Annotated in this window: 25 protein-coding genes and 1 pseudogene; 2 read left to right on the top strand and 24 right to left on the bottom strand. The window is 70.3% G+C overall.

Annotated features, from left to right (window positions below; translation table 11 throughout):
• Positions 1-159 precede the first annotated feature (159 nt).
• From NQU55_RS11745 to NQU55_RS11660, 17 genes and pseudogenes are all read right to left on the bottom strand, one after another.
• Positions 160-1,194, bottom strand: a complete 1,035-nt coding sequence (locus NQU55_RS11745; protein WP_372504690.1) for an alpha/beta hydrolase — start codon at positions 1,192-1,194, stop codon at positions 160-162.
• Between the two features lie 64 nt (positions 1,195-1,258).
• Positions 1,259-1,435, bottom strand: a pseudogene (locus tag NQU55_RS11735) (Na+/H+ antiporter NhaA); the annotation flags it as partial.
• Between the two features lie 503 nt (positions 1,436-1,938).
• Positions 1,939-2,961, bottom strand: coding sequence for a sporulation-delaying protein SdpB family protein (locus NQU55_RS11730; protein ID WP_256790457.1), 1,023 nt, complete (start codon positions 2,959-2,961; stop codon positions 1,939-1,941).
• On the bottom strand, positions 2,955-3,476 hold the full coding sequence (locus NQU55_RS11725) for an SdpA family antimicrobial peptide system protein (RefSeq protein WP_168094575.1): 522 nt from the start codon (positions 3,474-3,476) through the stop codon (positions 2,955-2,957). The genes NQU55_RS11730 and NQU55_RS11725 overlap by 7 nt, the downstream gene beginning before the upstream one ends.
• Positions 3,477-3,659: 183 nt before the next feature.
• The gene (locus NQU55_RS11720) at positions 3,660-4,349 is read right to left on the bottom strand and encodes a sporulation delaying protein family toxin (protein ID WP_168094574.1); all 690 of its coding nucleotides are present in this window, start codon (positions 4,347-4,349) and stop codon (positions 3,660-3,662) included.
• A 174-nt stretch (positions 4,350-4,523) separates the two neighbouring features.
• On the bottom strand, positions 4,524-4,886 hold the full coding sequence (locus NQU55_RS11715; protein ID WP_168094573.1) for a GntR family transcriptional regulator: 363 nt from the start codon (positions 4,884-4,886) through the stop codon (positions 4,524-4,526).
• A gap of 2 nt (positions 4,887-4,888) precedes the next feature.
• A complete protein-coding gene (locus NQU55_RS11710; protein WP_168094572.1) occupies positions 4,889-5,878 on the bottom strand; it encodes a hypothetical protein in 990 nt (329 codons plus the stop codon).
• Positions 5,879-6,487: 609 nt separating this feature from the next.
• Positions 6,488-7,078: a P-loop nucleotide/nucleoside kinase family protein gene (locus NQU55_RS11705; RefSeq protein WP_256790450.1), complete on the bottom strand. Its 591-nt coding sequence runs from the start codon at positions 7,076-7,078 to the stop codon at positions 6,488-6,490.
• A gap of 102 nt (positions 7,079-7,180) precedes the next feature.
• Positions 7,181-7,678, bottom strand: a complete 498-nt coding sequence (locus NQU55_RS11700; protein WP_206330252.1) for an NUDIX domain-containing protein — start codon at positions 7,676-7,678, stop codon at positions 7,181-7,183.
• Position 7,679: 1 nt separating this feature from the next.
• Entirely contained in the window at positions 7,680-8,006 is a 327-nt protein-coding gene (locus tag NQU55_RS11695; protein WP_168097005.1) for an HAD family hydrolase, read from the bottom strand.
• The gene (locus NQU55_RS11690) at positions 7,999-8,487 is read right to left on the bottom strand and encodes an NUDIX domain-containing protein (RefSeq protein ID WP_256790446.1); all 489 of its coding nucleotides are present in this window, start codon (positions 8,485-8,487) and stop codon (positions 7,999-8,001) included. Before NQU55_RS11690 ends, NQU55_RS11695 begins: the two co-directional genes overlap by 8 nt.
• Before the next feature lie 923 nt (positions 8,488-9,410).
• A complete protein-coding gene (locus NQU55_RS11685; RefSeq protein WP_168095940.1) occupies positions 9,411-9,740 on the bottom strand; it encodes a hypothetical protein in 330 nt (109 codons plus the stop codon).
• A gap of 443 nt (positions 9,741-10,183) precedes the next feature.
• Complete coding sequence (locus NQU55_RS11680; protein WP_168095941.1) at positions 10,184-10,621, bottom strand: phage tail protein; 438 nt, start codon at positions 10,619-10,621, stop codon at positions 10,184-10,186.
• A gap of 1,523 nt (positions 10,622-12,144) precedes the next feature.
• Positions 12,145-12,651: a peptidase inhibitor family I36 protein gene (locus NQU55_RS11675; RefSeq protein ID WP_168095942.1), complete on the bottom strand. Its 507-nt coding sequence runs from the start codon at positions 12,649-12,651 to the stop codon at positions 12,145-12,147.
• Between the two features lie 193 nt (positions 12,652-12,844).
• Positions 12,845-13,630: an NUDIX domain-containing protein gene (locus tag NQU55_RS11670; RefSeq protein ID WP_256790445.1), complete on the bottom strand. Its 786-nt coding sequence runs from the start codon at positions 13,628-13,630 to the stop codon at positions 12,845-12,847.
• Between the two features lie 3 nt (positions 13,631-13,633).
• On the bottom strand, positions 13,634-14,152 hold the full coding sequence (locus tag NQU55_RS11665) for a GNAT family N-acetyltransferase (RefSeq protein WP_256790444.1): 519 nt from the start codon (positions 14,150-14,152) through the stop codon (positions 13,634-13,636).
• A 36-nt stretch (positions 14,153-14,188) separates the two neighbouring features.
• Positions 14,189-14,761, bottom strand: coding sequence for a class I SAM-dependent methyltransferase (locus tag NQU55_RS11660; RefSeq protein ID WP_168091592.1), 573 nt, complete (start codon positions 14,759-14,761; stop codon positions 14,189-14,191).
• A 32-nt stretch (positions 14,762-14,793) separates the two neighbouring features.
• Between NQU55_RS11660 and NQU55_RS37090 the strand changes: the two genes are divergently transcribed.
• Positions 14,794-15,114, top strand: coding sequence for a hypothetical protein (locus tag NQU55_RS37090; RefSeq protein ID WP_168091591.1), 321 nt, complete (start codon positions 14,794-14,796; stop codon positions 15,112-15,114).
• A gap of 232 nt (positions 15,115-15,346) precedes the next feature.
• On the opposite strand, the gene NQU55_RS11650 is transcribed toward NQU55_RS37090, so the two are convergent.
• Positions 15,347-15,862, bottom strand: coding sequence for a P-loop nucleotide/nucleoside kinase family protein (locus tag NQU55_RS11650; RefSeq protein WP_256790443.1), 516 nt, complete (start codon positions 15,860-15,862; stop codon positions 15,347-15,349).
• Positions 15,859-16,116, bottom strand: coding sequence for a hypothetical protein (locus NQU55_RS11645; RefSeq protein ID WP_240976166.1), 258 nt, complete (start codon positions 16,114-16,116; stop codon positions 15,859-15,861). Before NQU55_RS11645 ends, NQU55_RS11650 begins: the two co-directional genes overlap by 4 nt.
• Before the next feature lie 74 nt (positions 16,117-16,190).
• On the opposite strand from NQU55_RS11645, the gene NQU55_RS11640 reads away from it, so the two are divergent.
• On the top strand, positions 16,191-16,313 hold the full coding sequence (locus NQU55_RS11640; RefSeq protein WP_256790442.1) for a hypothetical protein: 123 nt from the start codon (positions 16,191-16,193) through the stop codon (positions 16,311-16,313).
• A 162-nt stretch (positions 16,314-16,475) separates the two neighbouring features.
• On the opposite strand, the gene NQU55_RS11635 is transcribed toward NQU55_RS11640, so the two are convergent.
• From NQU55_RS11635 to NQU55_RS11615, 5 genes are all read right to left on the bottom strand, one after another.
• Positions 16,476-17,633, bottom strand: a complete 1,158-nt coding sequence (locus NQU55_RS11635) for a substrate-binding domain-containing protein (protein ID WP_168091589.1) — start codon at positions 17,631-17,633, stop codon at positions 16,476-16,478.
• Positions 17,630-18,715, bottom strand: a complete 1,086-nt coding sequence (locus NQU55_RS11630; RefSeq protein WP_168091588.1) for an ABC transporter permease — start codon at positions 18,713-18,715, stop codon at positions 17,630-17,632. Before NQU55_RS11630 ends, NQU55_RS11635 begins: the two co-directional genes overlap by 4 nt.
• A complete protein-coding gene (locus tag NQU55_RS11625) occupies positions 18,712-20,271 on the bottom strand; it encodes a sugar ABC transporter ATP-binding protein (RefSeq protein ID WP_168091587.1) in 1,560 nt (519 codons plus the stop codon). The genes NQU55_RS11630 and NQU55_RS11625 overlap by 4 nt, the downstream gene beginning before the upstream one ends.
• A 101-nt stretch (positions 20,272-20,372) precedes the next feature.
• Positions 20,373-23,267: a SpoIIE family protein phosphatase gene (locus NQU55_RS11620; RefSeq protein WP_168091586.1), complete on the bottom strand. Its 2,895-nt coding sequence runs from the start codon at positions 23,265-23,267 to the stop codon at positions 20,373-20,375.
• A gap of 200 nt (positions 23,268-23,467) precedes the next feature.
• The gene (locus NQU55_RS11615) at positions 23,468-24,439 is read right to left on the bottom strand and encodes a cyclase family protein (RefSeq protein ID WP_372504688.1); all 972 of its coding nucleotides are present in this window, start codon (positions 24,437-24,439) and stop codon (positions 23,468-23,470) included.
• Positions 24,440-24,559 lie beyond the last annotated feature (120 nt).

The raw sequence follows: 24,559 nt of genomic DNA, 5'->3' as shown, positions 1-24,559 counted from the left end.
CACGCCACCGGTCGGCCCCGTGGCGGCTGACCACAAACGGCCGTGAACAGCGCACGTCCAGCTCGTTGCCGAGGCGTGTGACCCGGATGAGCCGCCACAGAAAGTCGGTGAACGGAACGCAACCCGGTGACGGGCTGACGCCAATGGCATCCCACACGGCTACCGGTAGGGCCGAGCGGGCGCGCAGGCGAGGTCCTCGGCCAGGCGCTGTCCGTTGGTCAGGAATGCTGTCACCGCATTGTTCGCGCACGTGTTGCGGCCGAACGGGTAGACACCGTGCCCGCCCTGGTCGGCGGTCACCATCGTGGCCCGGTCGGCGAATGCCCGCCGCAGCTTCATGGCGCCGACCAGGGGTGTTCCTAGGTCGCGTTCGTTCTGCGCCATCAGTACGTTCGACGGGCCGCGGTCACCGATCTGCACCGGCGGCTCGACCCGGTTGTCCGGCCAGTACGCGCAGGGCTTGATGTTTCCGATGGCCCCCAGCATCGGGTACTTCAGCCGGTCGATCGCGGCATTGCGCTGGTAGTCCCGGACCTTGCCGGGCCAACGCGAGTCACCGCAGGTCACGTAGAAATGACTGGCCAAAAAGTTCTCCGGGACCGGCGGCGGAGTCGGCAGCGGCTTGCCCTGGTCCAGCGCCTGCCATTCCTCGGCCGGTTTGGGCATGAGGCCCTCGGCGTAGAGGCGCTCGAACGTCACCCCGCGGAACAGCGTCCCGTCGATGACGCCGACCGGTTCGGCGTCCAGCTGCTTCGCGAGTTCGAAGAACTTGGCCGTCACCTGCTTCGGTGTAGTGCCCGGACCGTACCCGGGGTGCGCGGCCGCGTACACAGCGAAGTCCGGGAACCGGTCCTCCACCGAGAAGGGCCGCAGGATCTCCTCGGTGCGGTGCGGTGCGGTGCGGTGCGACGGAGACAGCCGATCGCCGCCCACGGGGCGGGTGCGCATCAGCAAGCCCATGGCGACGCCGGCGATCGTGGCATGCACCCCGGAGGCGTGCGTTAGCGCCCGGACCACCGCCGCGAGCAGGCCGAACAGCAGCTGGCCCGGGACCGCCGCCCGCACCCGTGCCACCGCGCGGCCACGACCGTTCTGGAGGTGGCCGAACAGGGCCAGGCCCGCGGCGGCGAGCGAGAGGGCGGCCAGGTTCAGGCCGGTGGTGTAGGCGATGGCGAGGACGAGGACCGCGCACACCCGTGGCGCCGCCCAGCGCGGCGACGATCGGTAGCAGGGCGCGACGCGGGTCGCGCAGTTCGCCGTGGACGAGCTCCTGCTTGAGCTCGTTGCCGATGATGAAGAAGAACACCGCCAGCAGCCCGTCGGCCGCCCACGCCTCAAGCGGCAGGTCCAGGTGCAAGGCGGCGGGGCCGAAGGTGAACGAACGCAGCACCTCGTAGGAGTGCGACAGGGGCGAGTACGCCCACGCCGGCGCCACCGCGGTGGCGCCGATCAGCAGCAGGCCGCCGACCTCGTACCGATCGGACGGCGCTCCAAGCCACTCGATGCCCTCGTCCCAACTGTGTCAGCGCAGCGGGCGTGAGGTGACGGGCCAAGAGGTGAGGGACTTCCGGGGGCCGCAGTCGGTGGTGTCCTTGTCGCCCTTGCAGATGAAGAGCGCGCCGGTGGTGGTCGGGCTGCAGGAGCTCAGCCGGTGGTTGACGGTGGCAGAGCCCGGGCCGCACTGCGTTACGTGTTTGCGGGGCGGCGTTCCGGCGAGGTCATGGGTCCACTGGACCCATACGGAGTGGCAACCGGCGCCGGTGGTCTTGAGTTCACCGCGGACGACGAGGGCGGGCAGCAGCGGGCTGTCGCCGCGCTCGGTCCACCGGGTGCCGGCGGCGACGGCTGTGCCGTGCTGGACGGATCAGGGGACGCCCTTGCCTGCGGGCGCCGCGAGGCCGTCGATGGTGCCGGCCGCGGCGGTCGGCTGGGCAAGGGCTACGAGACCAGCGGCCGAGGCGAGGACGACGAGGCGGGTTCCGCGGTTGCGGGCGAGGCGTCGTCCGCTGTCGCGGATACGCATGGTGTTTCCTTCTTTGATGACCGGCCGGGGGCGGGGAACGGGAAGCTGTGCCCGACGGGAGCCATCAGGAGGAGGAGCCCCGCCCACATCGCGAACGCGAAACTCCACAGGCCCATCAGCACGGCGATGCCCAGGTGGAAGGCGATGCCCAGCGACAGCAGCACCCACCGCTTCCGTTGCGGCATCAGCAGTGCTGCGGCCAGGGCGAGCTCAAGGGCGACGGGCAGCCAGGTCAGGGCGGCGACGCCGACGGGGGAGTACACGACCGGGTCGGTCAGGGGGCGCAGCCACTCGGGGAAGCCGAACGATGAGTTGTTCGCCCAGTAGTACATGGCGCTGCCGTCGGCCCATTCGGTGTGCGGGAGCTTGGCCACGCTCGCCTGGAAGTAGAGGAAGGCCATCTGGAGCCGGGCGACGGTCAAGGCGCTCGTCCCCAGCAGTGCCCAGCCGCGGGTGGCGCGCGGGGCGCGGGTGGGCACTGCGTCGACGGCCGGATCCTCGGGATCCTCGGGATCCTCGGGCGTCTGCCAGTGCCAGCGGCGGCCGTCGCCGAGTGCGACGAGTGCCAGCAGGAGGGTCAGGATCCAGGTGATCTGGTCGCCGCCGTCCCCGATGGCGATGCCGGAGAAGAGGCTGAAGCTGATGTAGGCGTGCGGCAGGGCGGTGATTCGTGGCCGCCAGCCGGACGCCACGACCAGGAGGACCGCGACGCAGATCCACCGGAGTAGGTCGAACTGTCCCCGGGGGACGAGGCAGAAGGCGCCGCTCGCCGTCATGCCGTGGCACAGCGGGTAATCGCCTATGGTGACGACGGGCCGGAAGAGGGTCGCGGAGCTGCTGAAGGCCAGGGTGCCCGCCGTGCCGAGGGCGAGCAGGGTGCGGGCGAGCCCGTAGGCGTTGCCCCAGGGCAGCGGGATCCGGCGGGTGCGGGTCAGCACGTGACGTCCAGGGTGAGGAAGCGTTCGGGTGTCGCGCGCTCGTCGACGAGGTCGCGCCAGGCCCACGGGACGGGTTTCTCCTGGACGAGTGCGACGCGGTTGCAGACCGTCGGCTCGGGCGAGGGGTTGTCGACCTTCCGTGCGGGCCGGGGGTCGGCCAGGCAGTCGGCGAGATCCCCGTCGCACTCCTTCCAGTCCTTCTTCTCGGCCAGGTTGAGCAGGAGAGAGATCTCGATGCCCTGGGAGCGGGAGGCGCGATCGAGGCCGAAGGCGTTGTGGGGGCTGGAGTGAGGGGTGAGGGCCAGGGAAGTCCACGTCCCGTTCGTCGATTGCCGGTAGGGCATGACCTCCACGTCCCTGGGGGACTTGGTGAAGAACGCCCACCCCTGCGGGGCGACATTGGCGACGGTGGACCTGGTCTGCTTCTGGCCGGGCAGGGAGATCACATTCTTGGGCACGTGGGTCTGTGCCACGTAGAGGACCGCCACGCTCCAGAACGCGACAACGGCGAGCACTGAGCGTCCGGAGACCTGTACCCGGCGCGGTGAGGTTCCTCGCGTGGCTCTGCGGAAGAAGTTGCAGACCGCGGCGGTCTGTTGGGGGCGTTTCACGTCGTCATCCCGGTCGTGGGTGGTCTGGGTGTGGGCCGGGCGGCCGGCGTGGCCCGGCCCACGGGAGGTGCTTTTCTACCGCTCGGGTCAGGCGGTCTTGAGGATCTTCGTCACGGTGGCGACGGCCTCGTCGTGGCCGAGGGCGGTGTCATCGCCCTGGGGCGCCACGCTCCAGAACCAGTTCTTGGCCTTGACGAAGTTGGCGCCGACCGCAACGGTCACGGTGACCGCTGCGGCCGCGGCCGTCACAGCTGCGGCGACGTGAACGACCGCACCGGCGACGGCGACGAAGGTGCCGCACATCTGGCCGTTCTGGACCGGCTGCGCCGAGTCCTTGGCGTCCGTCTTCTCAGCTATCGACAGCAGCTTGGTCTGCGCATCGTTGACGGCGGACTCGACCTTGCGCGGGTCACCGCTGCGGACCTTCTTGTCGAAGCCGGCGAAGAAGCCCGGGTACTTGGCCTCGATGGCCTCGGTGACCGCCTGGGCGACGCGCGCGGAGTCCTTCGCGTCCGCCTTGGCGAGTTCCTTGCGCATCTCGCTGAACATCGGGCTCTTGGCGAGCTCGGCGCCGACCTTGCCCTGGCCGAAGAACAGGCCGTTGAAGACCGCCTTGCCGTCCTCGGTGGCGCTCGGGCCCGGCTTGGCGGGTGCGGCCTTGACGGTCTTGGCGTGGCCGGAGTCGCTCGACGCGGCGGCGGCCGTGACGCCGGTAAAGCAGAGCGCCGCGGCCGTCAGGCCGCCGACGATGCCGGCGGTGCGCCGGTTCATCTTCATGGGAGTTCCCCCTCGACTGGTGTGGCGGTCCCGCGGACAGGCCTGACGGCGCTGCCCGCGGGACACATGATCATCGGCGAGGAACTTTTCCATTACCCGGAAGTAAGGTCACCGGCCGTCGAGGGTTTCTTATGCGTTCTTGATGCCGGGAATTGCCCTGCCATATACGGAAGTTCAGACTCCATCCGCGAGACACCGCCTGACGAGGGCGAGTACCTCGTCGTTGCTCAGCCCGAGTGCACGGGCGTCGGCGACCAGCCGGTGTGCCTGGACAGCGAGCAGGGCCCGCCCGGAGGACGGCCCTCCGGCGACGACCGCTCCCCGGCCCCGGCGCAGTTCGATCAGCCCCTCCTCGCGCAGCCGCTGGTAACCACGCAGCACCGTGTGCATGTTGATTCCCAGCGACTCGGCGACGTCGCGGGCGGACGGCAGGCGTTCGCCGGTGCGTACGGAGCCGTCGGCGATGGCGCCACGAACGTTGGCGGCGATCTGGTCGCCGAGCGTGAGCGGCAAGGAGTGGTCGACGCGGAACAGCATGGTCACCCTCCGTCGGGAGTCCGGCGATCACGGTCGGCCAGAGTGTTGAGCAGCGCCGCGGCGGTGGCGGCGTCGTCGACGGTGACCACGAACTCGCTGCCGGTCGTCAGCCGTGCGGAGAGGGCGTCGCCGGAGCGCAGCACGATCCCGCTGGCCCCGGGCCGCGCCCGGTAGCCCCACCCACCGAAATCGCGGATGGGATTGACGGAGCGGTGCCCCACCTCCTGGATGCGTTCCAACGGCACATTGAGACGAGGCCAGGAGACGAAGGTGGGCGTGACCGTGATGCCGCGCCGGTCGGCGGTGACCCGTGCCCCGGTCAGTAGGGCGAGGGGAACACCGGTGATCAGCAGCGGCAGGGCGGGCAGCCACCCGGTGGTGATCCCCACGACGAGGCCGGCGGCCAGGACCAGGGCGCCGGTAACGGGCAGTACGCGGGATCCGATGGCGCGTGACCAGGAAGCGAGCTCGGAATCACCGAGGGAGAGGCGTGCGGCGTCGGCCGAAGGCCCCGAGGTGGTCTCGCTCTCCTGGGCATGGCCGCAGAGCGCCCATCCAGCAGCCGCGTAGACTGCCGCGGCCCCGAAGGCGAGCGCGGCCTGGAGGCCGGACAAGCTGACGGATGCGGCGTCGTCGGCATCAGTGTTGGCCAGCAATACGGCGACTATCAGCCACCCGGTCAGCACGGCGACTGCGCCGCCGGTGACGGCGATCACCCGCTGGGCTCCGGGGTTCGTCCGTATCCACTGGGCGAGCCCCCCGAAGAGCGCAGCACCACCGATGAGTACGCCCAGTGCGACGGCAAGGAACGCCCCTTGCCCCGAGAAGCCGTCGGCCTGCCCGCCCTGGCCGATGTGCGTGGCCATGGGTTCGGGCAGGCGGTCGCGCACCGAGAGGAACACCGAGAGGACGACGACGGATGCCAGCACGGACGGCGCGACGGTGACCAGGATGCGACGTGCGTTGACAGGCAGATGCCGGGTTTGCGGCATGACAACACCTCCATTTGTTTGCATGCTAATAGAACAAGTCGCACTGGGGGAAGGGTGTTCGACAGTCGCCCGGCCGCGGCCCGCAGGGATCGGGCGGGGAGGCGGAGTTGAGAATCACGCCAGACCGTAGCCACACAGGGCAGGGCGCGCAGCGCTCTTCGATGCAGCGGGCGTCAACGCCGCGACAAGATCACGTGAGCCTTGTGCGCGGTGACGGATATCGGACTGAGGATGGTGCGCGTGTCTGCTTCCACACTGTCCTGTTGCCGACCGCAGGCGCACGTTCTGGGCCGGGGCTCCGCCTTCCTGGAGCGGGAACGGGCCAGCATCGTCAGGCTCGACCCCAACCTCTGCCCGGTAGACCGGGGAGCATCGCGGCAGGCGACTTCGACGCCGGGAAGTGCGCGGAGTCAGTGGCTGAGCCGTTCCACGTCCCGCCCCTCCACTGCGACAGAGTAACGCTCGGGATCCGCGCATCCGGACCCCGCCTGGCGTGCGCCGCTGGTAGCGCGCCGTCAGGCTCGGCATCGGCTCGGCACCGGCTCGGCATCGGCTCGGCATCGGCTCGGCGAAAGTCGCCTTCGGGCAGGCCCGGAGATTCGGTAGGAATCACTCCTCAGGGGACTTGATGGTGGACGGGTCGGTCTGTGTGGCTGTCCGGATGAACTTGACGACATCCTGGATGCCGGGGCTGTAGCCATCCGAGGTGTCGACCAGGAGCGTGGGGACGTCAAGGGAGATCGGCACCCAGGAGTCAAGCGAGTGCTCGCCCGCGGCGATCGCTTCGAGCAGGTCGTGGTCGCCGTGCGCGGCGCGGTGACCGCTGTGCTGTGCGCGGTGGGCGATTCGGTCGTGAGCGATCGCTGCGGGGGTGGTGCAGCGGATGATGCGGATCTCGGCGAGGCCGGTGAGCGGTTCGAGGTGCGGCCGCCATAGCCGGTCTTGGAATGCGGCTTCGATCACGGTTGTGACGCCGGCGCGAAGGAGGGCTCCGGTGACCTCGAAGAATGCGTCAAGGGCCTTGTAGTTGAGTGGATCTTCGCCGCCCGCTTGGTATCCCGGGGTGGCGAGGACGAGCCCTTGCTTGATCTCGTCACGGATGATCGCAGGACATCCGAGCTCGTGAGCGAGTGCGTGCGCCAGCGTTGTCTTTCCGGTACCGGGCCCACCGCTGACGACGGTCAGGGTTGGTGACGTCATGATGCGTGTCGCTCCTGTTCACTCCGGTCAGGGCCGTGGCAAGACGCTCTTGGTGAGCCGGCCGTGATGAATCCGGGTTCACGTGAGGGTTTGCCCAAGTCGCTACCGGATGTCCGCCAGATGACCGGCCTCGCGCAGATAGGGGCAGGGCCCGCCGCGCAGCACGCCGGTAGCGATGGCCAGGACACGGGCCTGCTCCGGATGCACCAGCGGTGCCCACTCCTCGGCGGTAAGCATGCGCCAGGCATCGTGCTCGTCGGACAGCTGCACCTCGACCGAGCTCGCGTCAACGAGCGGTCCCTTGAACAGGATGAAGACTTCCGGGATGCCCTCGGGATGCAGGCCCCAGTCGACTGCGAGCAACTCGGGCTGGTCCGGCATGGCCAAACCGGTTTCCTCGTAGGTCTCGCGTACGGCCGTCTCCCACAAGTCCTCGCCGTCGTCGTGCCCCCCACCGGGAAGCTGCCACTCGTCGGTCCACGAGGTGTGCAGCAGCATGATCCGAAGTTCGGAGTCGTGGACCAGGGACGCGGCGCACCCGAGGATTCGTGCGCGACGGGCGAGCCATTCGGCTCGGGGCAGCTGGGGGTGCTTGGTCAACTCACAGTTCCTTTCCGCAGGACGCGGTCCGCTTCGGTGACCGTGTGGATGACGTGGTGGGGGCGAGGTTCGGGTCCGGCTCGACCAGCTCAGGCATCCGCCGCCGGTACTGGGCATGCAGCTCCGGTACGCTGGGCCGGACACCGAAGGTGGACTTCACCAGCTCGAAGAAGTCCGCCCGGCGCGACGAGTACCCCGGATCCGTCTTCAGCAGCCATTCCAGCGGCACCTGGTGCTCGTCGGAGAACTCGGCCGCCCACTGCTGGAACGCATCCCGGCGCCGGATCAGGGTGTCGTCCAGGTCGAACAGCACTATCGACTCAGTCATGGTCGTCCCCGAGGTAGACGGCGCCCGCGCCCGGATCGTTGACCATGGCGTGGACGATCCGGGGGAGCGACGGCGGCAGCAGCCGGATGTGTTCGAGCTTGGACAGGGGTACCCATTCGACGCCGGTTTGCAGGTCGTCTTCGTTGTGCCCACCGAGCAGCGCAGGCTCCGCCACGATCTCGCACCAGAACATCGCCTCCACGCGGTGGGTGGCTCCGGACGGCGTCGGTGTCATGTCCTGGTGACGGGCGGGGATGTATTCGCGGATCACGGCCAGGCGCACGGCCGTGACGCTGACGCCGGTCTCTTCCAGCACCTCCCGCTCGGCACACTCGCTCAGCGTCTCGCCGGGCTGCTGGCCACCACCAGGCAGGAAGAAGGTATCCGGGCGCGGCCAGTTCTCCCGGATCATCAGCAGGTGCTGCTCCTTGACGATGATCCCGGTGGCCGCGTTCCTGATCCACCCCGCAGAGTCGGGCACGATCGTTCCCCTCCATCGCTCCTGTGAGAGTTCGAACAGCTTCTGGAATACCCCGCCCGCTGTGACGAGCTGGCCGAATGGTCCTTCTTCCGTCTCCCTCCCTCTTGGGTAAAGAGCGCCCAGATAGAGGCACCCGATGCCCAACTGGTCTTGCCTTCGGGTGGTCACGGTCCAGGGGGCCTTCGGAGAGCGCAACCCCTCGACGGTGAACGGCACGCGAACGGCGGCAGGTTCTTCCGGTTCTGCGTGCGCAACTTCGCCAGCCTTGCTGCCAGTTGCCTGTTTTCTTCGAAGTCCGGCAAGCGAAGATCGCGTCTGTTCTCATTGCCGGGGGAGCCGGTTGTATCGGAAGCTCCGTGGCGTCGGCCTGCCTGGAGCAGGGGATGAAGCCGGTGATTCTCGACAGCCTTGTCCGAGGCCGCCGGGAGTTCACCGGTGACCGGATCTTCTATGAGGGCGACATCTCCTGGCCTCGGAGCACACGGTGGAGCGGGAGTTCGAGGAGGAGACGGGCTGGGAGGAGACGGGCTGGAAGGTCACCGCCGGCAAGCCCGGTACGGACCGGCTTCGAACTCGGTGCGCCGCACGCCGCAGCCGTCGAAGCAGGCCGCGGATAGGTCGCACCGGTCGAAAGAGGCCTCCGCCAGGGAGCATTTCGAGAAGATCACCGGGCCTGTCGCGTGGGCGCGGGCGCGGTGGAACCGGAGATCTGGACGGAGGTCTGGACGGAGATCTGGATCGTCCAGAGCGGGGAGAACGACGCTGGCCTGGCGGACCGTGTGCAGCTTCAATCGGGGCACCTTCCGTACCAGCACCCCGTCGCCCGTTCCTGGTGTGGCCGCGTGCCGGCCGGCTCAGAGGGCCCGAGCATGGCCCCAGGCCGCTGCTGCTCGGGCCAGGGGCGCCCCCTCGCTTGAGTGGAGTTACGGGGGGAACTCTGTGAACTTCACGCTGTGATACTCGGGCAGCGTGCCGTTGTCGCCGGGGTTGAAGAAACCGAAGACACCGCCAGTGCAGTTGCTCGCGAAGTAGACGTTGGCCACCCGGTTGGTTTGGTTGGAGATTGGGCCGCCGCCGTTTCCGAGGTTGAAGCATGTGTTGTCCGGCGGGTTGGTCAGAGAGCGTTGGATGTCTCCGGGCTGCTCGTGGTAGAAGAAAGTGCCGGTGGCTGCCTGAGCGGTTCCCGTCGGCATGGCCAGAGCCAGGAGGGCCGCAGCGGCGGGTGCGTACAACGCGATGGTGCGGTATCGCATGACATGACCTCCGGTATGCAGGTATGCCCAGCACAGCAGAAACCGTCAAGAATTGTTGCCATCAGGTGCGCAATCCACCCCAGAGGGTGAGGCGGATATTCAGTAACGGCAGTGGCGCGCTAGCAGGCAGAGGCCAGGGCATTCGCCCATCAGCCGCGTTGACAACGCTGCGGGTCAATACACTTGGGGCGTAGGCTGGGCTGACCGCCGAGGTAGGGGCGGACGGCCCGGCTCCGGCTTCGCCCGCTTCCTCGCCCCACAGCTGTGTCAGTGGCGGGAGGTAGGTTGCACATCCTGCGGTACGGACGCTTGGACCGGTAGCGCCCGAACCCGACCGGCCGTATCCCGCGCATCCCCCACCACACCCTCCCACGCGCGAGCTGACCGACGCCCCCTGGGCATGAGGAGGCCCCCGCCGCGGGTGACGGCCGGGGGCCTTCCGGTTACTCGACCGCGATCGCCTCGTACGCGATCGTCACCCTCTCGATCGAGGGTTCGCTGCTGGAGGCGTCCAAGCCGGGTCCGCTCCAGTCCTTCGCCCAGGCGTTCGTCAGGTGGAACCGCTGGGCCACCTTCTTCTGTGAGTCCAATAGCGCGATCGAGATGTTCGTCCGAGCAGTGTCGGCGCCGACCTCGCGCGCACTTGCGTTCACCCAGTCGAGCCACTTCGTGTCCTGGTCCATCGCTCGGGACAATGTGATCTCGCCCGTCGCCCGGGGACCGGATTGCTTCCGCGCGAGCAGGTCGCCGTTCGGCGCGACCTGCTTCGTCCCGACAGCCTCCAGCCCTACCTGCAGGCCGCTGACGCTCTGGTAGGTCGCCACCTGGTACTGCCCCAGCTCGACAGCGAAGCGGTTCGCCACGAAGGTGTCACCAATCACCGGGCCGTACCCCTTTCGTCCACGCGGCACCTATCGCCAGCCGGGCGCCGACTCTCCAGCCGCAGGAGCATCCCCGTACTGCTCAGCCGCTATGCGCCGGGCCCGGACCTGCGCCACGAATGGGCCACAGAAATTGATCGGCACAGGGCAAGAGGCGTACGAGGAAGCTTGGTGGCATTGCTGCCGCGACGGCTCGACCGATCGCTCCCTGAAACGACGAGTCCCCGAGTGTTACTCGACCGCTGTAAGCAGCGGTGGCGCAGACGGTACTGCCGCGGCCTTCGTCTTGCCGTCCTCGACGTGCTGGACGACCTCGCCCGTACTCAGGACGGCCGCGGTCAGACCCAGGATCAGGGCCTGCGGCAGGTCATCGACGTAGTGGGCGACGAGCGCGATGCCCGCCGCGTCGATGGCGTACAGGCGGGTGCTGTGCGCATGAATGAACGTTCCCGTGGTCTTCTCTCAGCTTCCGTAGGCGAGCTTGTGGAGCAGGTCCCAGCCACGCCGGCCGATGGCCGGGTCGTACGGCCGGCCCGTGGTGTAAAGGCCGTGCTTGGCGTTGAAGCCGGCCACGGCCTTCTGCGTGGCCGGGCCGTAGGTGTCCGATGCCGGGACCGGACAGCGAGGACTTCGACCGGCGCAGGAGCTCGATCGCGATCGCCGGGAAGGAGAATCGCTCCTTGCACCGGTTCGGGAAGGGCGCCGTCGCGCCGAGGACGCGGTGCAGTGGTTGACCACCGTAGAGGAGATCATGCAACTTGAACGCGAGGAAGGTGACCTCACCAGACGGCTTGGCACTCCCTGACGCGCCGGGATATCCCGCACGCCACTGCGCTGGCCCCGCCGTATCAGTCGGCGTGTATGCGACCGGCACCACCGCCTGCGCACGCTGAGCCGGCCGGCGGCCTGCTCGGGCCCGAGTGGTGCTTCCTTGGCCAGGGTCTCTGGGAGATCCGGCCGGGTGCCGACCGCGTCGACTTGGTCCGGGCTAGGCTTTTCGGGTACTTGTGGTTATGGCTCAGGGCGAACAGCAGACCCAGCGCGATGAGCCGTTCGACCGCGAATATGGACACCGCCGGCGCCCGGCCGTCTTTGTCCGGGGCGCCCAGCGCCGTCGCCCGCCGGCCCGCCCGCCTCGTACGGGCTGATCGACTCCCGCGGCATTGGCGCCCGGACCGCCCCGGCAACCGTGTGCTGCCTCCGTCTATCTGGAGGGGAACGGCTTCGGCAGCTCCCTCACGGAGGCTCTCCGGCCGAAGCTGCCCCAGCGACATGGCGGGAGGCCCCCTGCAACTGCTCCTGACCAGCGTTGCGCTCGCGCTTACTACCCCGTAGGTCGGGGGTAGCGAGGACGGGCGCAGGCTCCGAAGTGGCGTTGAGGGCCTGCTGCTGCACCTCCGTACGGAAGGTGCAGCACAAGCGCCGTCCTAGCGCGTGTTCGACGAGTCGGCGGGTGCCTGCGAAAGCTTGCGCGACACCTCGCTGGTTGTCGCATCACGTGAGTAAGCCCAGTACGCGGACGGTCAGCAGTTGCGGATGTACGAGACAGGAGTCCAGTCCTGGCTAGAGCTCGCGGAGTAGGCGCCAGGGGTGGTGTAGATGACGTTGCTGTTTTGATCCAGGAACTGAGCCCGGGTGCCGGGGGCCTGGTTGTTGATCCAGGAGCCGTGCCCTTCCCAGTTGGACAGGGCGTAGGTGTCACACCGGTACAGGTTGAACTGGCTGCCTGTGAAGCTGGTGCCTGAGAACATGCAGAAGTTTTGAGCCGGGCAGTCCGCCTGGACCTGTCGCTCACCGGGCACCGAGCCTTGCCCCGCCTCGGCGTGGGGCAGACCCGCCTGCTGTGCTTGAGGGGTGAGTCCTTGATGGTTGCCGGATGTGGCGGTGGCCGGGGTGATGAAGGCCAGGACGGCGACGATGAATGTCAGGGCCGCGACCGATCGAGATCCTCTCGCACTCTTCCATCGTGGCACGAGTATCCCCTTTCGCTCCCTCGGCTCGGATGCGAGTTGCCGCCAGGACAGCGTCATTTGTCAATGTTGGGAAGGCTTAACGCAAACACCTCACCCATGTGGGTAAGGCGCGGATGTGTGAACGATTATGACTTCGAGCGGGCTCGTAACTCGCTCGGCTGCTCGACAGTGAGCCGAGGGCCGGTTACTGAGGCCAGCGCCGACCCGCCAGGTACGCCCTGGAGAGCTTGCCCGGCAGGCGAGGCGGGCGTCAGGGCCGACCTGTCGACCTCCCAAGCCGCGGCCTAACCCTCCTGCACACCCCAGCTCGCCGGCAAGACGTGCGCGACGCCCTCTGCGGCAGCACCCTCGCCGACCTCTGTTCCCCGTCGCTCGCGTTCACGGCGCCCACGGGGTCTCGCCCCCGTGGGCGCCGTGCGGCGAGAGACGGCGTGTGCTGCTTCGGCACGACCACGATGTGCACGGGGTAGGAGGGCCGTGTGTGTTCGAAGGCCAGCACCGCATCGGTTTCCGCCACCACCGTGATGGGCGTACGGCCGCTCAGCGCCTCGTCGCAGTAGAAGTCGCTCCCCGGCCGTGGTCCGTCCCCAGCCGCTCCGATGGCGGTGGGGGCGGCGGAGACGGGAGCATGAGCCCGCTCGGCCTCGTGCCGTTCGATCACCGACTTTGCCCAGGGGCTCATCACGAGCCGGGGAACCAGCACGGCCGGGAACCAGCCCAGCATGATCCCCTCGGTGAGGGGCAGAGCCCGCGCGTCGCCGTCCCAGTGCCCGAGGAAGACGGTGATCTGACCGCCCAGAGGCCCGTGGGCGTCGAGCACCGTGTACTTCTCCAACTCCGGCAGGATGAGGCCTACCTCCTCCTTCAGCTCCCGGGCGATAGCAGCCTCGGGCGTCTCGTCGTCACTGTCCCGGTTCCCTCCGAGCAGCGACCACGTCCCCGGGTCACAGATCCCTTCGATGTTGTCCCGCAGGTGCAGCAAGTACTCGCCGGCCGAGTTGACGATCAGTGCAGCTGTGCCTTCCGGTTCCTGCACGGTCTATCCCTCCGAAGCTTGAGGTTGCCACTGAAGTACTGGTGCGCTGATCTGCTCGAAGCCGAGCTGCTCGTACAGCTTCGACCCGCTCGGGGAGGCGTCCAGGCGGACGCTCGCGCGGCCCTGGTCGGACAGCCATCCCATGACCGCCGTCACGACCGCTCGGCCATAGCCGCGCTGTCTCCACATCGGATCAGTGGCCACGGACCCGATGTACCCGTAGTACTGGCCGCCCGGGTTCGGACCAGGGAGGCGCCGGGCGAGGGTACCGACAGCGGACGAAGCAAGCTGTCCCTGACCGAGGTCCACGACGAACGCGACGAAGTCTGCATCGCAGGCCAGGTGGTAGGTGAAGGCCGCTTCTGCTTCCCCATCCCAGACAGTCGTCAGGGCCGAAGCGTCGTAGTCGTAGAGGAGGCGACGCAACCGTGCGAGCCCGGCGGCGTCGGTGGGGATGGCACGGCGGACATGCGCCGTCCCGCGCTCCAGCTCGTTGGCTTGTGCTGATCCTGTGCTCGCCATCAGCTCCTTGACCTCCCTCTTCGCACGCGGGTTTGGTCACGGGCGGTAGGCGAGAAGGACGTTGAACCGGTACTCCTGCACGTCGCTGAAGGCCGATTCGGCGAGGACGTCGGCGTAGGGGCGGTTGTGCGGGTTGAAGATGTCGCTGGGGCCGGCACGCCGGTCGTCACCGAGGAACTCCTGGATCAGCATGCGCAGGGCCTTGGCCCATCGGTTGTCGAGGGTCCACAGGCTTCGGTCGCCCATGACCGCGACCGTGGCCTGCGGAGCGGTCCAGGTATCCAGCTGGCGAAGGACGGTGCCCTGGCTGACCCAGTGGAAGGCCCTGCAGATCGTCACCAGGTCCGCGCGCCAGGTCTCGGATGGCGGGGTGAAGTGCTCGGCCTGCGCGTGGTGCAGGCGAACGGTCTGGCCAGGCCCTTCCAGGTAGGGCAGGAGGCGCTTGGCCTCAGCGACCATGCCGGCATTCGGCTCGACGATGTCGACCTGGGCGAACACCCCGTGCAGCGCGAGCGGAACCTGCCCGGTGCCGGAACCGAGGTCCAGCAACGTCGGCTGCTCGATGTCGGCGACCGAGCGGGTGAGCAGGGCGGCGGCCGGAGCCGGCACTCCGGATCGGTAGCGGCGGTAGAACGGAGCCGTTGCGGCGAACGGCGACGGCGACAGAGCAGGCCCCCGACGCGGGCGCGCTTCATGCTGAGATCGCGTTCGACGATTCCCGTCAGATGTCGGGCGAAGACCTCGGCGGCGTCCGGGGTGAGCCGGTTGAGAGCGACCATTGCAGTGACGGCCACGTCGCACACTTCGGCCTGCACGTCCTCCCAGGTGTGGGAGAAGTCCTTCCGCGGGTTCTGTCCCATTGCGCCGATCACTGCCTGAGCGGCTCCGCCGGCCTCCTCGCTGATCTTGAGGATCTGAAGGATCCGACGCTGTTCGACCGGAAGCGTGCTGTGATCGTCTAAGCGGTTCGTGAGGCGCTGAATCACCTCCCACGTCTGGTCGTTCATGCTGCATTCCCTTCGAAGGAACCGGGCCGCAGGGCGCGGCCTGCTGTTTTCAGGACGGCTGCGGCGCGTGTGCAGGGCGGAAGCGAGCACGGCCCGTACATCGCCGCCGGATGCATGGTGGTCAGTACCCTGGGTAAGGGCACGGCCGCCGACACCCAGACGGCTGGACGTCAGAGGCCGCAGTTGATCAGGGAGCGAGTACGGCGTCGGGGTCGCCGGTGTAGACGAAGGCGTGCTCGTCGTCGGCCGGGGGCTCGAAGCGGGCGAGGAAATCGTCCAGTGCCTCGGGGGTGATGGCGAGGGCGTTGGCGTCCTCCCGCTGGTTGCGCTCGGCCAGGCGTCGCATCAGCTCGTCCCGGTCGACGGGGAGGTAGGCCAGCCGCCACCGGCCGTCCGCGGCTTCGATGAGCTTCTTCCAGGCGTCGCGGTCGGCGCGGAGCCACAGGCCATGGTCGAGGACCACGTCATCCCCGGCTGCCAGGTACTCGGCAAGCCGTTGGCGGATCGCTTCGACGACGGGGCGTTCGCGCTCGAAGTAGGTGTTTTCCGGGTAGTCGATGCCGTAGCGGCCGTGGAGGCGGTGGACCTCCTCGTCCACGGACAGGCGGACCATGCCCCGGTCGGCGGGTGCCTGCGTGAGCATGGTCTTGCCGGAGCCGGTGATGCCCACCAGCAGCACTGCCGTCGGCTCGCGTGCCGTCACCTCGGCCCCTCCTCTTTCGAGTCGGCCTCCTGTTCTCCATTCTCGCTGACCGGGGTCGCCCACTGGCGGGTGTTCGCGGCAAGCGGGCGGCAATGGGTGACGATGGTGCGGGCCTCGGCCGCCCATCCAGTCGGCAGCTTGCCGAGGGTGACGCGGCGGAAGAGGAAGCGGAAGCGGAGGCGGGCGTCGGCGATGTCGATCCGCCCGCGGTGCCGGTCGGTGTGGTCCAGCAGCCGTCCGGCCTCGTTCCTCACGGCCGGGGTTTTCTCGGCCCAGGCGCCGGCTTGACTACGACGGCCGTTTGTACCGGATGGCGATGCGCCGGAGGTTGCGAAATACCGGCACCGAGCCGGTGACCCGCTATCTGATCCGGATCTCCGTCGACCGCTACCCGGGAGAGCCGGAGCGGTCCAACGTGCACTACAGGCAGCACCCCCTGGCCTGGGAATAGCTGGCACTGCACGCGACGTTCCGGGGCGAGATGATGCGGGAGGTTCTGGCTGCTGATCGAGAACGATCAAGGCCGCTTCCTTCCCTACCCAGGCGAGCCCAGGGCAGGGCGCGCCGTCGTCCAGCCCCTGAGGGGGTGTGAGGGCCTTTTCAGCGCCCTTGATCACTTGCCCCAGATGCTTCGGTAGGCCTCCCGGTAGCCCGGTGGGTCCCAGGACGTGGTGCCGGTGCTGTTGGCGGCCGTGGCGATGTGGACGGGTGCCACGTAGCCGCTGGGGGGCCTGTCGGAGAAGGCTCGGTTGAGCTCGTCGATGATTTGCCAGCCCTGCTGGGAGAGTGGTTCGGGCACGGTGGCGGCCTGGAATTGTTTGCTGTTGATGCGTTGGAAGGCGGAGGGGTCTCCGTCGCCCGCGCCGATGTTGTACGGGGGGCCGCCGCCCTTTCTGCGGGCGGCGCGCAGGGCCGGGGCGGCGTCGGCGAAGTAGACGTCGTTGATGGCGACGGAGTGGGTCCAGGCGTCCGGGAAGCGGGAGAGGAGGGAGGAGACGTCCTGGGGGGTGCGGCTGCTGGTGTCCGAGATCGGGATGTTCTCCTCCGCGAGGAGCTTCACGCCGGAGCAGGTGGCGAGCTCTTTCTTGATCAGTTCGGATTTGTTCCTGGCGAACGGGATCGAGGCGTCGGTGAACACCACGGCCCCGGCGGTGCCGTGGGAGTGCGCGATGACCCAGTCCGCGCTGATCCTCGCGACGTCCTCGACCCGGGTGGTGACGTTGGTGAACAGCTCGGGGTCCTTGCTCGGGCCGGGCGAGCCGACCGCGTGCCAGCCGATGAGCGGGATGTGGTCCGCGTGGGCCCGCGCGACCTGCTGGGACGTCAGCAGGGGGTCGAAGCCGCCGATGACGATGCCCGCCGGCCGGAGGGCGACGGCCTGGCCGAACGCCGCCTGGATCCCGGCGGGGGTGCCCTGGCCGTCGATCACCCGGGCGTCCCAGCCGATGGTCTTCGCGGCGTCCTGCACGCCGCGGACGGTGCCGGCCACGCCCGGGTTGGTCATGGTCTGCGCGACGTAGACGATCTTCTTGCCGGGGACGGCCCGGGGGCCGGTGGTGGGGCCGTCCCAGGCCGCGTCGGTCTTCTGGGCCTGCCGGGTGGCGGCCCGGGCCTTCGCCAGGACGGCGGGGCACCCGGGCGTCGCCGGCTCCGGGGGCGGGGAGGCGGCGCCCGTCGACGCGCCGCGTTCGCAGCCGGTGGCGACGATGCACGCCGCCACCGCCACCGCCAGCGCGACCGTGCCCGCCAGGCAGGGGCGGGACGTGGTCACCGCGTGGCTCCGGGCGGGTGGCGGGGCGTCCGGGAGGGTTCCGTCCGTCGTCGGCGCAGCTGCCGGCGCGCGGCGTAGCCGGCCAGGCCGACGGCGAGGAGCAGGGTGCTGCCGTTGAACAGCGGGGTGACCCAGAAGCGGGCGCCGAGCTGGCCGATTCCGGCGAGGCCGACGGCCAGGACGGCGACGGCGACGAGGGTGCCGAGGGCGTTGGCGCGGCCGGGTCTGATCGCGGTGGAGCCGAGGAGCGCGCCGACGAAGGCGGGCAGCAGGTAGTCCATGCCGGCGCTGGGGTTGCCGATCTGCTGCTGCGCGGCGAGCAGGACGCCTGCGACGCCGAAGACCAGGCCCGATCCGATGAAGGAGTAGATCACGTAGCGCCGGGAGGGGATGCCCACGAGGTCGGCGGCGCGGGCGTTGGAGCCGATGACGTAGAAGTACCGGCCGAGGGGCAGCCGTTCCAGGAGCAGCCACAGCGCGGCGGTGAGGGCGAGGACGTAGAAGGCGGAGACCGGCAGGCCGAGGAACCGGGAGTCGTAGAGGGCGGTGAAGCCGGCGGGCAGGCCGTGCGGGCCGGGGACGATCCGGGCTCCGCCGGTGATCCAGCCGGTGAAGGCGTACATGATGCTGCCGGTGCCGAGGGTGGCGATGAAGGAGTCGATCCTGGCGAATACGACGACGGTGCCGTTGACGGCGCCGACGGCCGCCCCGCCCAGGATCACCACGAGGCAGGCGAGCGGCCAGGGCCACCCCGCGGCGACGATGAGGTGCATCGTCATGACGTGCGCGAGGCCGAGGCCGTAGCCGATGGACAGGTCGAACTTGCCGGCGGCGATGGGGATCGTGGCGCCGAGCGCGAGCATCGCCGGGATGGACTGGCTGGACAGGACGGCGGAGACGTTGTCGAGGGTGGGGAAGGTGCCGGGCAGGGCGAGGGAGAAGGCCACGAACAGCAGGGCCGTGAGGGCGAGGAGGCCGTAGGCGCCGACGAGGTGTCCGAACCGGTGGCCCGGCGGGTGCCGGGGCGAAGGAGAGGGCGGCGCGGGCGGAGACGGCGGAGAGGAAGGGGAGGGCGGCGTCATCGTCCCGGCGTTCCGGTTCCGGTGAGGGCGGCGATGTCCGACGCCGCGTGGGTGAGCGCGGTGACCGTGAGCGCTTCGCCGCTCAGCTCCGCCGTCAGGGTTCCGCGGACGAACACCAGGGCGCGGTGGCACACGTCGGCGACCTCCTCGAAGTCGGTGGAGATGAGCAGGACGGCCAGTCCTCCGGCCAGTGCGTCCCGGAGCAGCCGGTAGATCGCCGCCTTGGCGCCGACGTCGACGCCGGCGGTCGGCTCCTCCAGGATCAGCAGGTTCCGGCTCGTCCCCAGCCAGCGTCCGATCATGACCTTCTGCTGGTTGCCTCCGGAGAGGGTGGCGATCGGCGCCTCGCTGTCGCGGGGGTGCACCGCGAACCGGTCGATCAGGGCGCCGGCCTCGGCGCGCTCGCGCCCGGGGCTGATCCAGTGCGCGCCCTGCAGGCCGGCCGCCCGGGGGTTGGCCAGGAAGTTCTCCCGTACGGTCAGCTCGGGCGCGCAGCCCTCCTCCTGACGGTTGCTGGTCACGAAGCCGACGCCGTCGCCGACGGCGGCCGCGACCGTGCCCGGGTGGTACGGGCGCCCGGCGAGCAGGATCCGCCCGCCGAGGACCGGCCGGGAGCCGGCGAGGGCGCGGCCCAGCTCCATGTGCCCGGCGCCGGTGAGGCCCACCATGCCGAGGATCTCGCCGGGGCGCAGGCGCAGGCTGACCGGCCCGGTGTTCTCGGTGCGCACGTCGTCGAGGGTCAGGACGGCGGGGCCGGGGGCGGGGTCGGTGATGCCGTGGGCGCCCGGCCCGTGGCCCACGGCGTCGTGGCCCACGATGTCGTGCACCAGCCGTGCGGGGCCGTGGCCGGCGAGCGGGCCGTGGCTGACGAGCCGGCCGTCGCGCAGCACGGCGAACGCGTCCGCGACCTTGTAGACCTCGTCGAGCCGGTGGGTGACGAAGACGACGGCGCGGCCGTGGTCGCGCAGGGTGTGCAGGACGCCGAAGAGCCGCGCGCAGTCGGCCGCCGGGAGGCTGGCGGTCGGCTCGTCCAGGACGATCAGTTCGGCGCGCGTGCTCAGGGCGCGGGCGATGGCGACCAGGGAGCGTTCGGCCCGCGTGAGGTCGGCGACGACGGCGTCCGGGTCGAGGTGCGCGGCGACGGTGCCCAGGGCCTCGGCGCACCGGCGGCGGGTCCGCCGCCAGGACACCAGTCCTGCGCGGCGCGCGTATCCGGTGCCCAGGGCGATGTTCTCGGCGACGGTCATCCACCCGACCAGTCCCAGGTCCTGGTGGATGAAGGACATGGCCCGGGAGGCCGCCTCGGTGCCCAGCGGGTGCCCGGCGATGCTCACCTCGCCCTCGTCCGCGTGGTGGATGCCCGCCAGCACCTTGATCAGGGTGGACTTCCCGGCGCCGTTGGCACCGAGCAGGGCCAGGACGCTGCCGGTGCGGATGTCGAGGTCTACCGCGTCCAGCGCGAGGGTGCCGCCGAGCCGTTTGCTCAGGCCGCGTATGCGGACGAGGGGCTCGGGGCCGGGGCCCGGGGGAGGGCGGGTGTCGGGAGTGTCGTGCACGGACTTCTCCGGGACCTGTCAGGACCAGTTACCGAAATCTCATCATCTGCGCCGTTTTCGTCATGCTACGGCCATCGCGGGCCCCGAAGCCGGATGGGCCGTCAGATCGCCGGAATGTCGTCGAGGAACGCCTCGGCGCCGAAGGGCTTGCCGCCGACCTCCAGGGCGCACTCCGCCCAGATGACCTTGCCGCCGGCGGTGTAACGCGTGCCCCAGCACTGGGAGAGCTGGGCGACGAGGAACAGGCCGCGGCCGCCCTCGTCGGTGGTGGCCGCGTGGCGCAGGTGCGGGGCGGTGCTGCTCGTGTCGGCGACCTCGCAGGTCAGCGCGCGGTCGTAGAGCAGGCGCACCTGGATGGGGCCGGTGCCGTACCGGATCGCGTTGGTGACCAGCTCGCTGAGCAGCAGCTCGGTGGTGAACGCGATCTCCTCCAGTCCCCACTCGGTCAGGCGGGCGGTGACGGCGGAGCGGACGGAGGAGACGAGGGCCGGGTCGGCGGGCAGGTCCCAGACGGCGATCCGGTGCGGGTCCAGGGTGTGGGTGCGGGCGACGAGCAGGGCGATGTCGTCGGTGGGGTGCTCCGGGACCACGGCCCGGACGACCTCCCGGCAGGTCTCCTCGGGCGGGCGGTTCGGGTGGGACAGGGCCCGGCGCAGCTGCTCCAGGGCCACGTCGAAGTCGCGGTGGCGGTCCTCGATGAGCCCGTCGGTGTAGAGGACGAGCTGGCTGCCCTCCGGGAGGAGGAACTCGGCGCTCTCGAAGGGGAGGCCGCCCAGCCCCAGGGGCGGGCCCGCGGGCAGCTCGGGGAAGGTCACGGTGCCGTCGGGGCGGACCAGCGCGGGCGGCGGGTGCCCGGCGCGCGCCATCGTGCACTGCTGCGTGGTGGGGTCGTAGATGACGTACAGGCAGGTGGCGCCGATGATGCCGGTGTTGCCGTTGGACGGGTCCTCGCCGCACTCCTCCCGGTCCAGGCGCCCGACGAGGTTGTCGAGGTGGGTGAGGACCTCGTCGGGAGGCAGGTCCAGCTCGGCGAAGGTGCGCGCGGCGGTGCGCAGCCTGCCCATGGTGGCGGCGGCGTGCAGCCCGTGGCCGACGACGTCCCCGACGACGAGGGCGACGCGGGTGCTGGAGAGGGGGATGACGTCGAACCAGTCCCCGCCGACGCCGGACTCGGCGGGCATGTAGCGGTGCGCGACCTCGACGGCGTTCTGCTCGGGGAAGCCGTGCGGCAGCAGGCTGTGCTGCAGGGCGAGGACCATGCTGTGCTCGCGCGTGTAGCGGCGGGCGTTGTCGATGCAGATGGCCGCGCGCGTGGTGAGCTCCTGCGCCAGCGAGCGGTCGTCGTCGCCGAAGGGCGAGGGGTCCTGGGAGCGGTAGAAGCTCGCTATGCCCAGGACGATGCCGCGGGCGAGGAGCGGGACGGTGATGAGGGAGTGGACGCCGTGGGCCAGGAGGCGCTGGGCGCGCGCGGGGTTCTGGGAGATCCAGCCCGACGCGGTCCGCAGATCGGGCTCCAGGACGGTCTCCCCGCTGGTCAGACAGCGCAGCTGCGGCGTGGTCTCCTTGAGGTCGACCGGCTCGCCCGCGGGGTAGAAGGGGCAGTCGTCGCGGACGCCGTGGACCACCGTGCGGTGGAGGTCCTTGCGCGGGTCGGCCGGCTCGTCGCCGCGCAGCACCGCCGCCGGAAGGTCGATGGTGACGTAGTCGGCCAGGCGCGGGACGGCCATCTCGGCGAGTTCCAGGGCGGTGCGGCTCACGTCCAGCGTGGTGCCGATGCGGGTGCTCGCCTCGGACAGCAGCTCCAGGCGGCGCCGGGCCGCGACGGCGTACTTCCCCACCCCCGGCTCGCCCACCAGCACCAGCCCGCTGGTCGCACCGCCGTCGTCGGGAAGGCCCGCACCGCCGGGCGCACCGCGCGCGCCGGGGGTACCGGCCGCGCCGGGCCTGCGGGCCGTCACGGCGTCCGGGCCGGGCGGCGGGCGGCCCGGAAGGCCCACGGGCGGCGGGACGGCTTCGGTGAGGTGCTGCTGCGCCAGGAGGCCGGGAGGAGTGCCGAGGGGCTCTCCGGCCTCGGTGGAGATGGCGAGGCGCTGGTGGCGTGAGGGGATGACCGCCTCGACGGCGAGGCCCTCCACGCCGGAGGGGCTCGTCACCGGCCGGCTCAGCAGGGTGACCCGCCGGTCGCCGGGCAGGATCACCTCGACGGCCGCCCGCTGGGCCGAGGCGAGCAGCTCGCCCGCCTTCTCCTTGAGGATCATCTGGTCGCGCCAGTCGAGGCCGCTCGCGGCGAGCTCGCCCAGCTGCCCGTTGACGGACGTGCCGTCGGCCGGTGCGCGGCGCCTGGCTTCGAGGTAGGCCTGCAGCAGGGCGCGCTCCCGCGCCGAGCTCTGTTCCAGCAGCCGCCGTTCGATGGCGCCGGCCGCCCTGCGGATCACGACGTCCAGCGCCGTGTCCGCGTCCGTGTAGGGGTAGCCGAAGCAGAGGACCCCCTCGATGCGCCCGTTGAGCGGGTCCCGTACGGGGATCGCCACGCACGCGTTCGCCTGCGAGCGCTCGGCGAAGTGCTCGGCGCCGTAGATGTTGACCAGTTGCCGCTCCGCCAGGGCCAGGCCGATGCCGTTGGTCCCGCCGTACTTCTCGGCGAACACGAAGCCCGGGACGCTCTGTATCGCGGCCAGGTGCTGGACCATGGCGGCCTGGCCGAACCGGCGTTGCAGCACCGCCCCGCGCGCGTCGGCGAGGGAGATGTTCATGCTCCTGCCGTCGAACATGGCCTGCAGCCGGCTCATGACGGGCGCGGCCGCGCGGATGAGGCGGCCGTCGAGGTCGAGGTCCTGCGTGTAGGGGAGCTCGCACCCGTCCGGCGAGAGCCCCAGAGCCCGGCTGCGCCGCCACGAGTCCAGGATCGGGCTGCGCACGGCGTCCTCGACCGCCCCGCCGCGAAGGAACTGCTCACGGGCGCGTACGGGACCGATGTCGTCCGCCACGAGCCCCATCCGGATCACTCCTCATCGGTACGTGCGCCGATGGCCACCCGTACCGGGGCGGCTGCACTGTTGTTCCATTTTAGAACTTTGCCGACATAACGGAACGGGTCCCGCCTGTGCGGTCGACCGGTCACCATCGGTGACGACGGCGACGGTGGCGGCGACGACGGGCGGGGTGCGGCCGCGGGTGCGGGTGCGGCCGCCCGGCCTCAGAGCACGGCCACGGGGTTGACCGGGGAGCCCGTGCCGCCGGGGATGTTCAGGGGCGCCACGACGAACAGGAACGCGTAACGGCCCGCGCCGGCGCAGGCGGCGGAGAGCTCTTCGAGGTCGAGGTTGTCCAGCAGCGGCACCCCCATCGCGGCGATGGCGAGCGTGTGGACGGGGGAGTGCAGGCCCTCGACGGGGGAGGGCCGGACGTCGCTGTCGCCGTCGCCGCCGAGCAGGGCGATGCCGCGCTCGGCCAGCAGGGGCACGGCGTGCGCGTGGAGGCCCGCGGAGGAGGCGCCGGGATCCCAGGCGCCCGCTTCCCGGCGGCGCCGGAAACGGCCGGTCCGCAGCAGCACGGCGTCGCCCTCGCCGATCGTCACGCCGTGCGCCTCCTCCGCGGCGGTGAGGTCCGCGGCGTGCACGGCCTGCCCCGGCTCCAGCCACGGACTGCCCAGGACGGTGGGCAGGTCGAGGAGCACCCCCCTGGTCACCAGAGGGCCGAGCGCCGCGACCTCGCCGAAGCGGGCCCCTCCGGCGCCGACGAGGTCGCGCGCCGTGCCGCCGCCGTAGAACCGCCCGCGGTAGGCCATGTGGGAGAGCGCGTCCAGATGGCTGACGGCCTTGCCGTGGTAGTCGGCGCCGATGAAGTCCTTGTGCGCGGCGGGCTCGGGCGCCTCGACGTCACCGAGGTCGGACATGTAGTGCAGGGCGGGCCTGGTGTTGTCCGGACCGGGCACGGTGTCCCACGGCCGCCCCATCGGCACCACGGTCCCCGTCCGCACCAGGGCACCGGCCCGCCGGACGTGGTCCGCGGTCACCCGGTTCCAGGCCCCGCGGTCGGCGGGCGCCCAGCGGCCCCACGTGCGGACCCTCTCGAAGAGCGCGTCGAACTCCCCGCGGGAGACGGCCGGCCCGTTGCGGGCGCCGTCCGGCGGGGGAGCCGGCGCATCGGCCGGCGAGCCCATGTCCATGGTGCTGAATCATGAGCCGTCGGCCACCGGATGCGGGCGATGCGCGGGCGCGCATTCCGGTGACACTGCTTCTACGCGCGTTGACGGCTCGAACGCCACGTCCCCCGCCGCCCCGGTACG

It is taken from the genome of Streptomyces telluris (assembly GCF_024519335.1).
In the GTDB taxonomy this organism is placed as follows: Bacteria; Actinomycetota; Actinomycetes; order Streptomycetales; family Streptomycetaceae; genus Streptomyces; species Streptomyces telluris.
This window is presented reverse-complemented; position numbering and strand designations above follow the sequence as displayed.

Bases quoted from the DNA above. Each gene is read 5' to 3' on its own strand.
- NQU55_RS11695 (WP_168097005.1), bottom strand. From the start codon at position 8,006: ATGACTGAGTCGATAGTGCTGTTCGACCTGGACGACACCCTGATCCGG.
- NQU55_RS11665 (WP_256790444.1), bottom strand. From the start codon at position 14,152: ATGGCGAGCACAGGATCAGCACAAGCCAACGAGCTGGAGCGCGGGACG.
- NQU55_RS11630 (WP_168091588.1), bottom strand. From the start codon at position 18,715: ATGACGCCGCCCTCCCCTTCCTCTCCGCCGTCTCCGCCCGCGCCGCCC.
- NQU55_RS11675 (WP_168095942.1), bottom strand. From the start codon at position 12,651: ATGACGCTGTCCTGGCGGCAACTCGCATCCGAGCCGAGGGAGCGAAAG.
- NQU55_RS11715 (WP_168094573.1), bottom strand. From the start codon at position 4,886: ATGCTGTTCCGCGTCGACCACTCCTTGCCGCTCACGCTCGGCGACCAG.
- NQU55_RS11705 (WP_256790450.1), bottom strand. From the start codon at position 7,078: ATGACGTCACCAACCCTGACCGTCGTCAGCGGTGGGCCCGGTACCGGA.
- NQU55_RS11685 (WP_168095940.1), bottom strand. From the start codon at position 9,740: ATGCGATACCGCACCATCGCGTTGTACGCACCCGCCGCTGCGGCCCTC.
- NQU55_RS11710 (WP_168094572.1), bottom strand. From the start codon at position 5,878: ATGCCGCAAACCCGGCATCTGCCTGTCAACGCACGTCGCATCCTGGTC.
- NQU55_RS11620 (WP_168091586.1), bottom strand. From the start codon at position 23,267: ATGGGGCTCGTGGCGGACGACATCGGTCCCGTACGCGCCCGTGAGCAG.
- NQU55_RS11615 (WP_372504688.1), bottom strand. From the start codon at position 24,439: ATGGACATGGGCTCGCCGGCCGATGCGCCGGCTCCCCCGCCGGACGGC.
- NQU55_RS11720 (WP_168094574.1), bottom strand. From the start codon at position 4,349: ATGAAGATGAACCGGCGCACCGCCGGCATCGTCGGCGGCCTGACGGCC.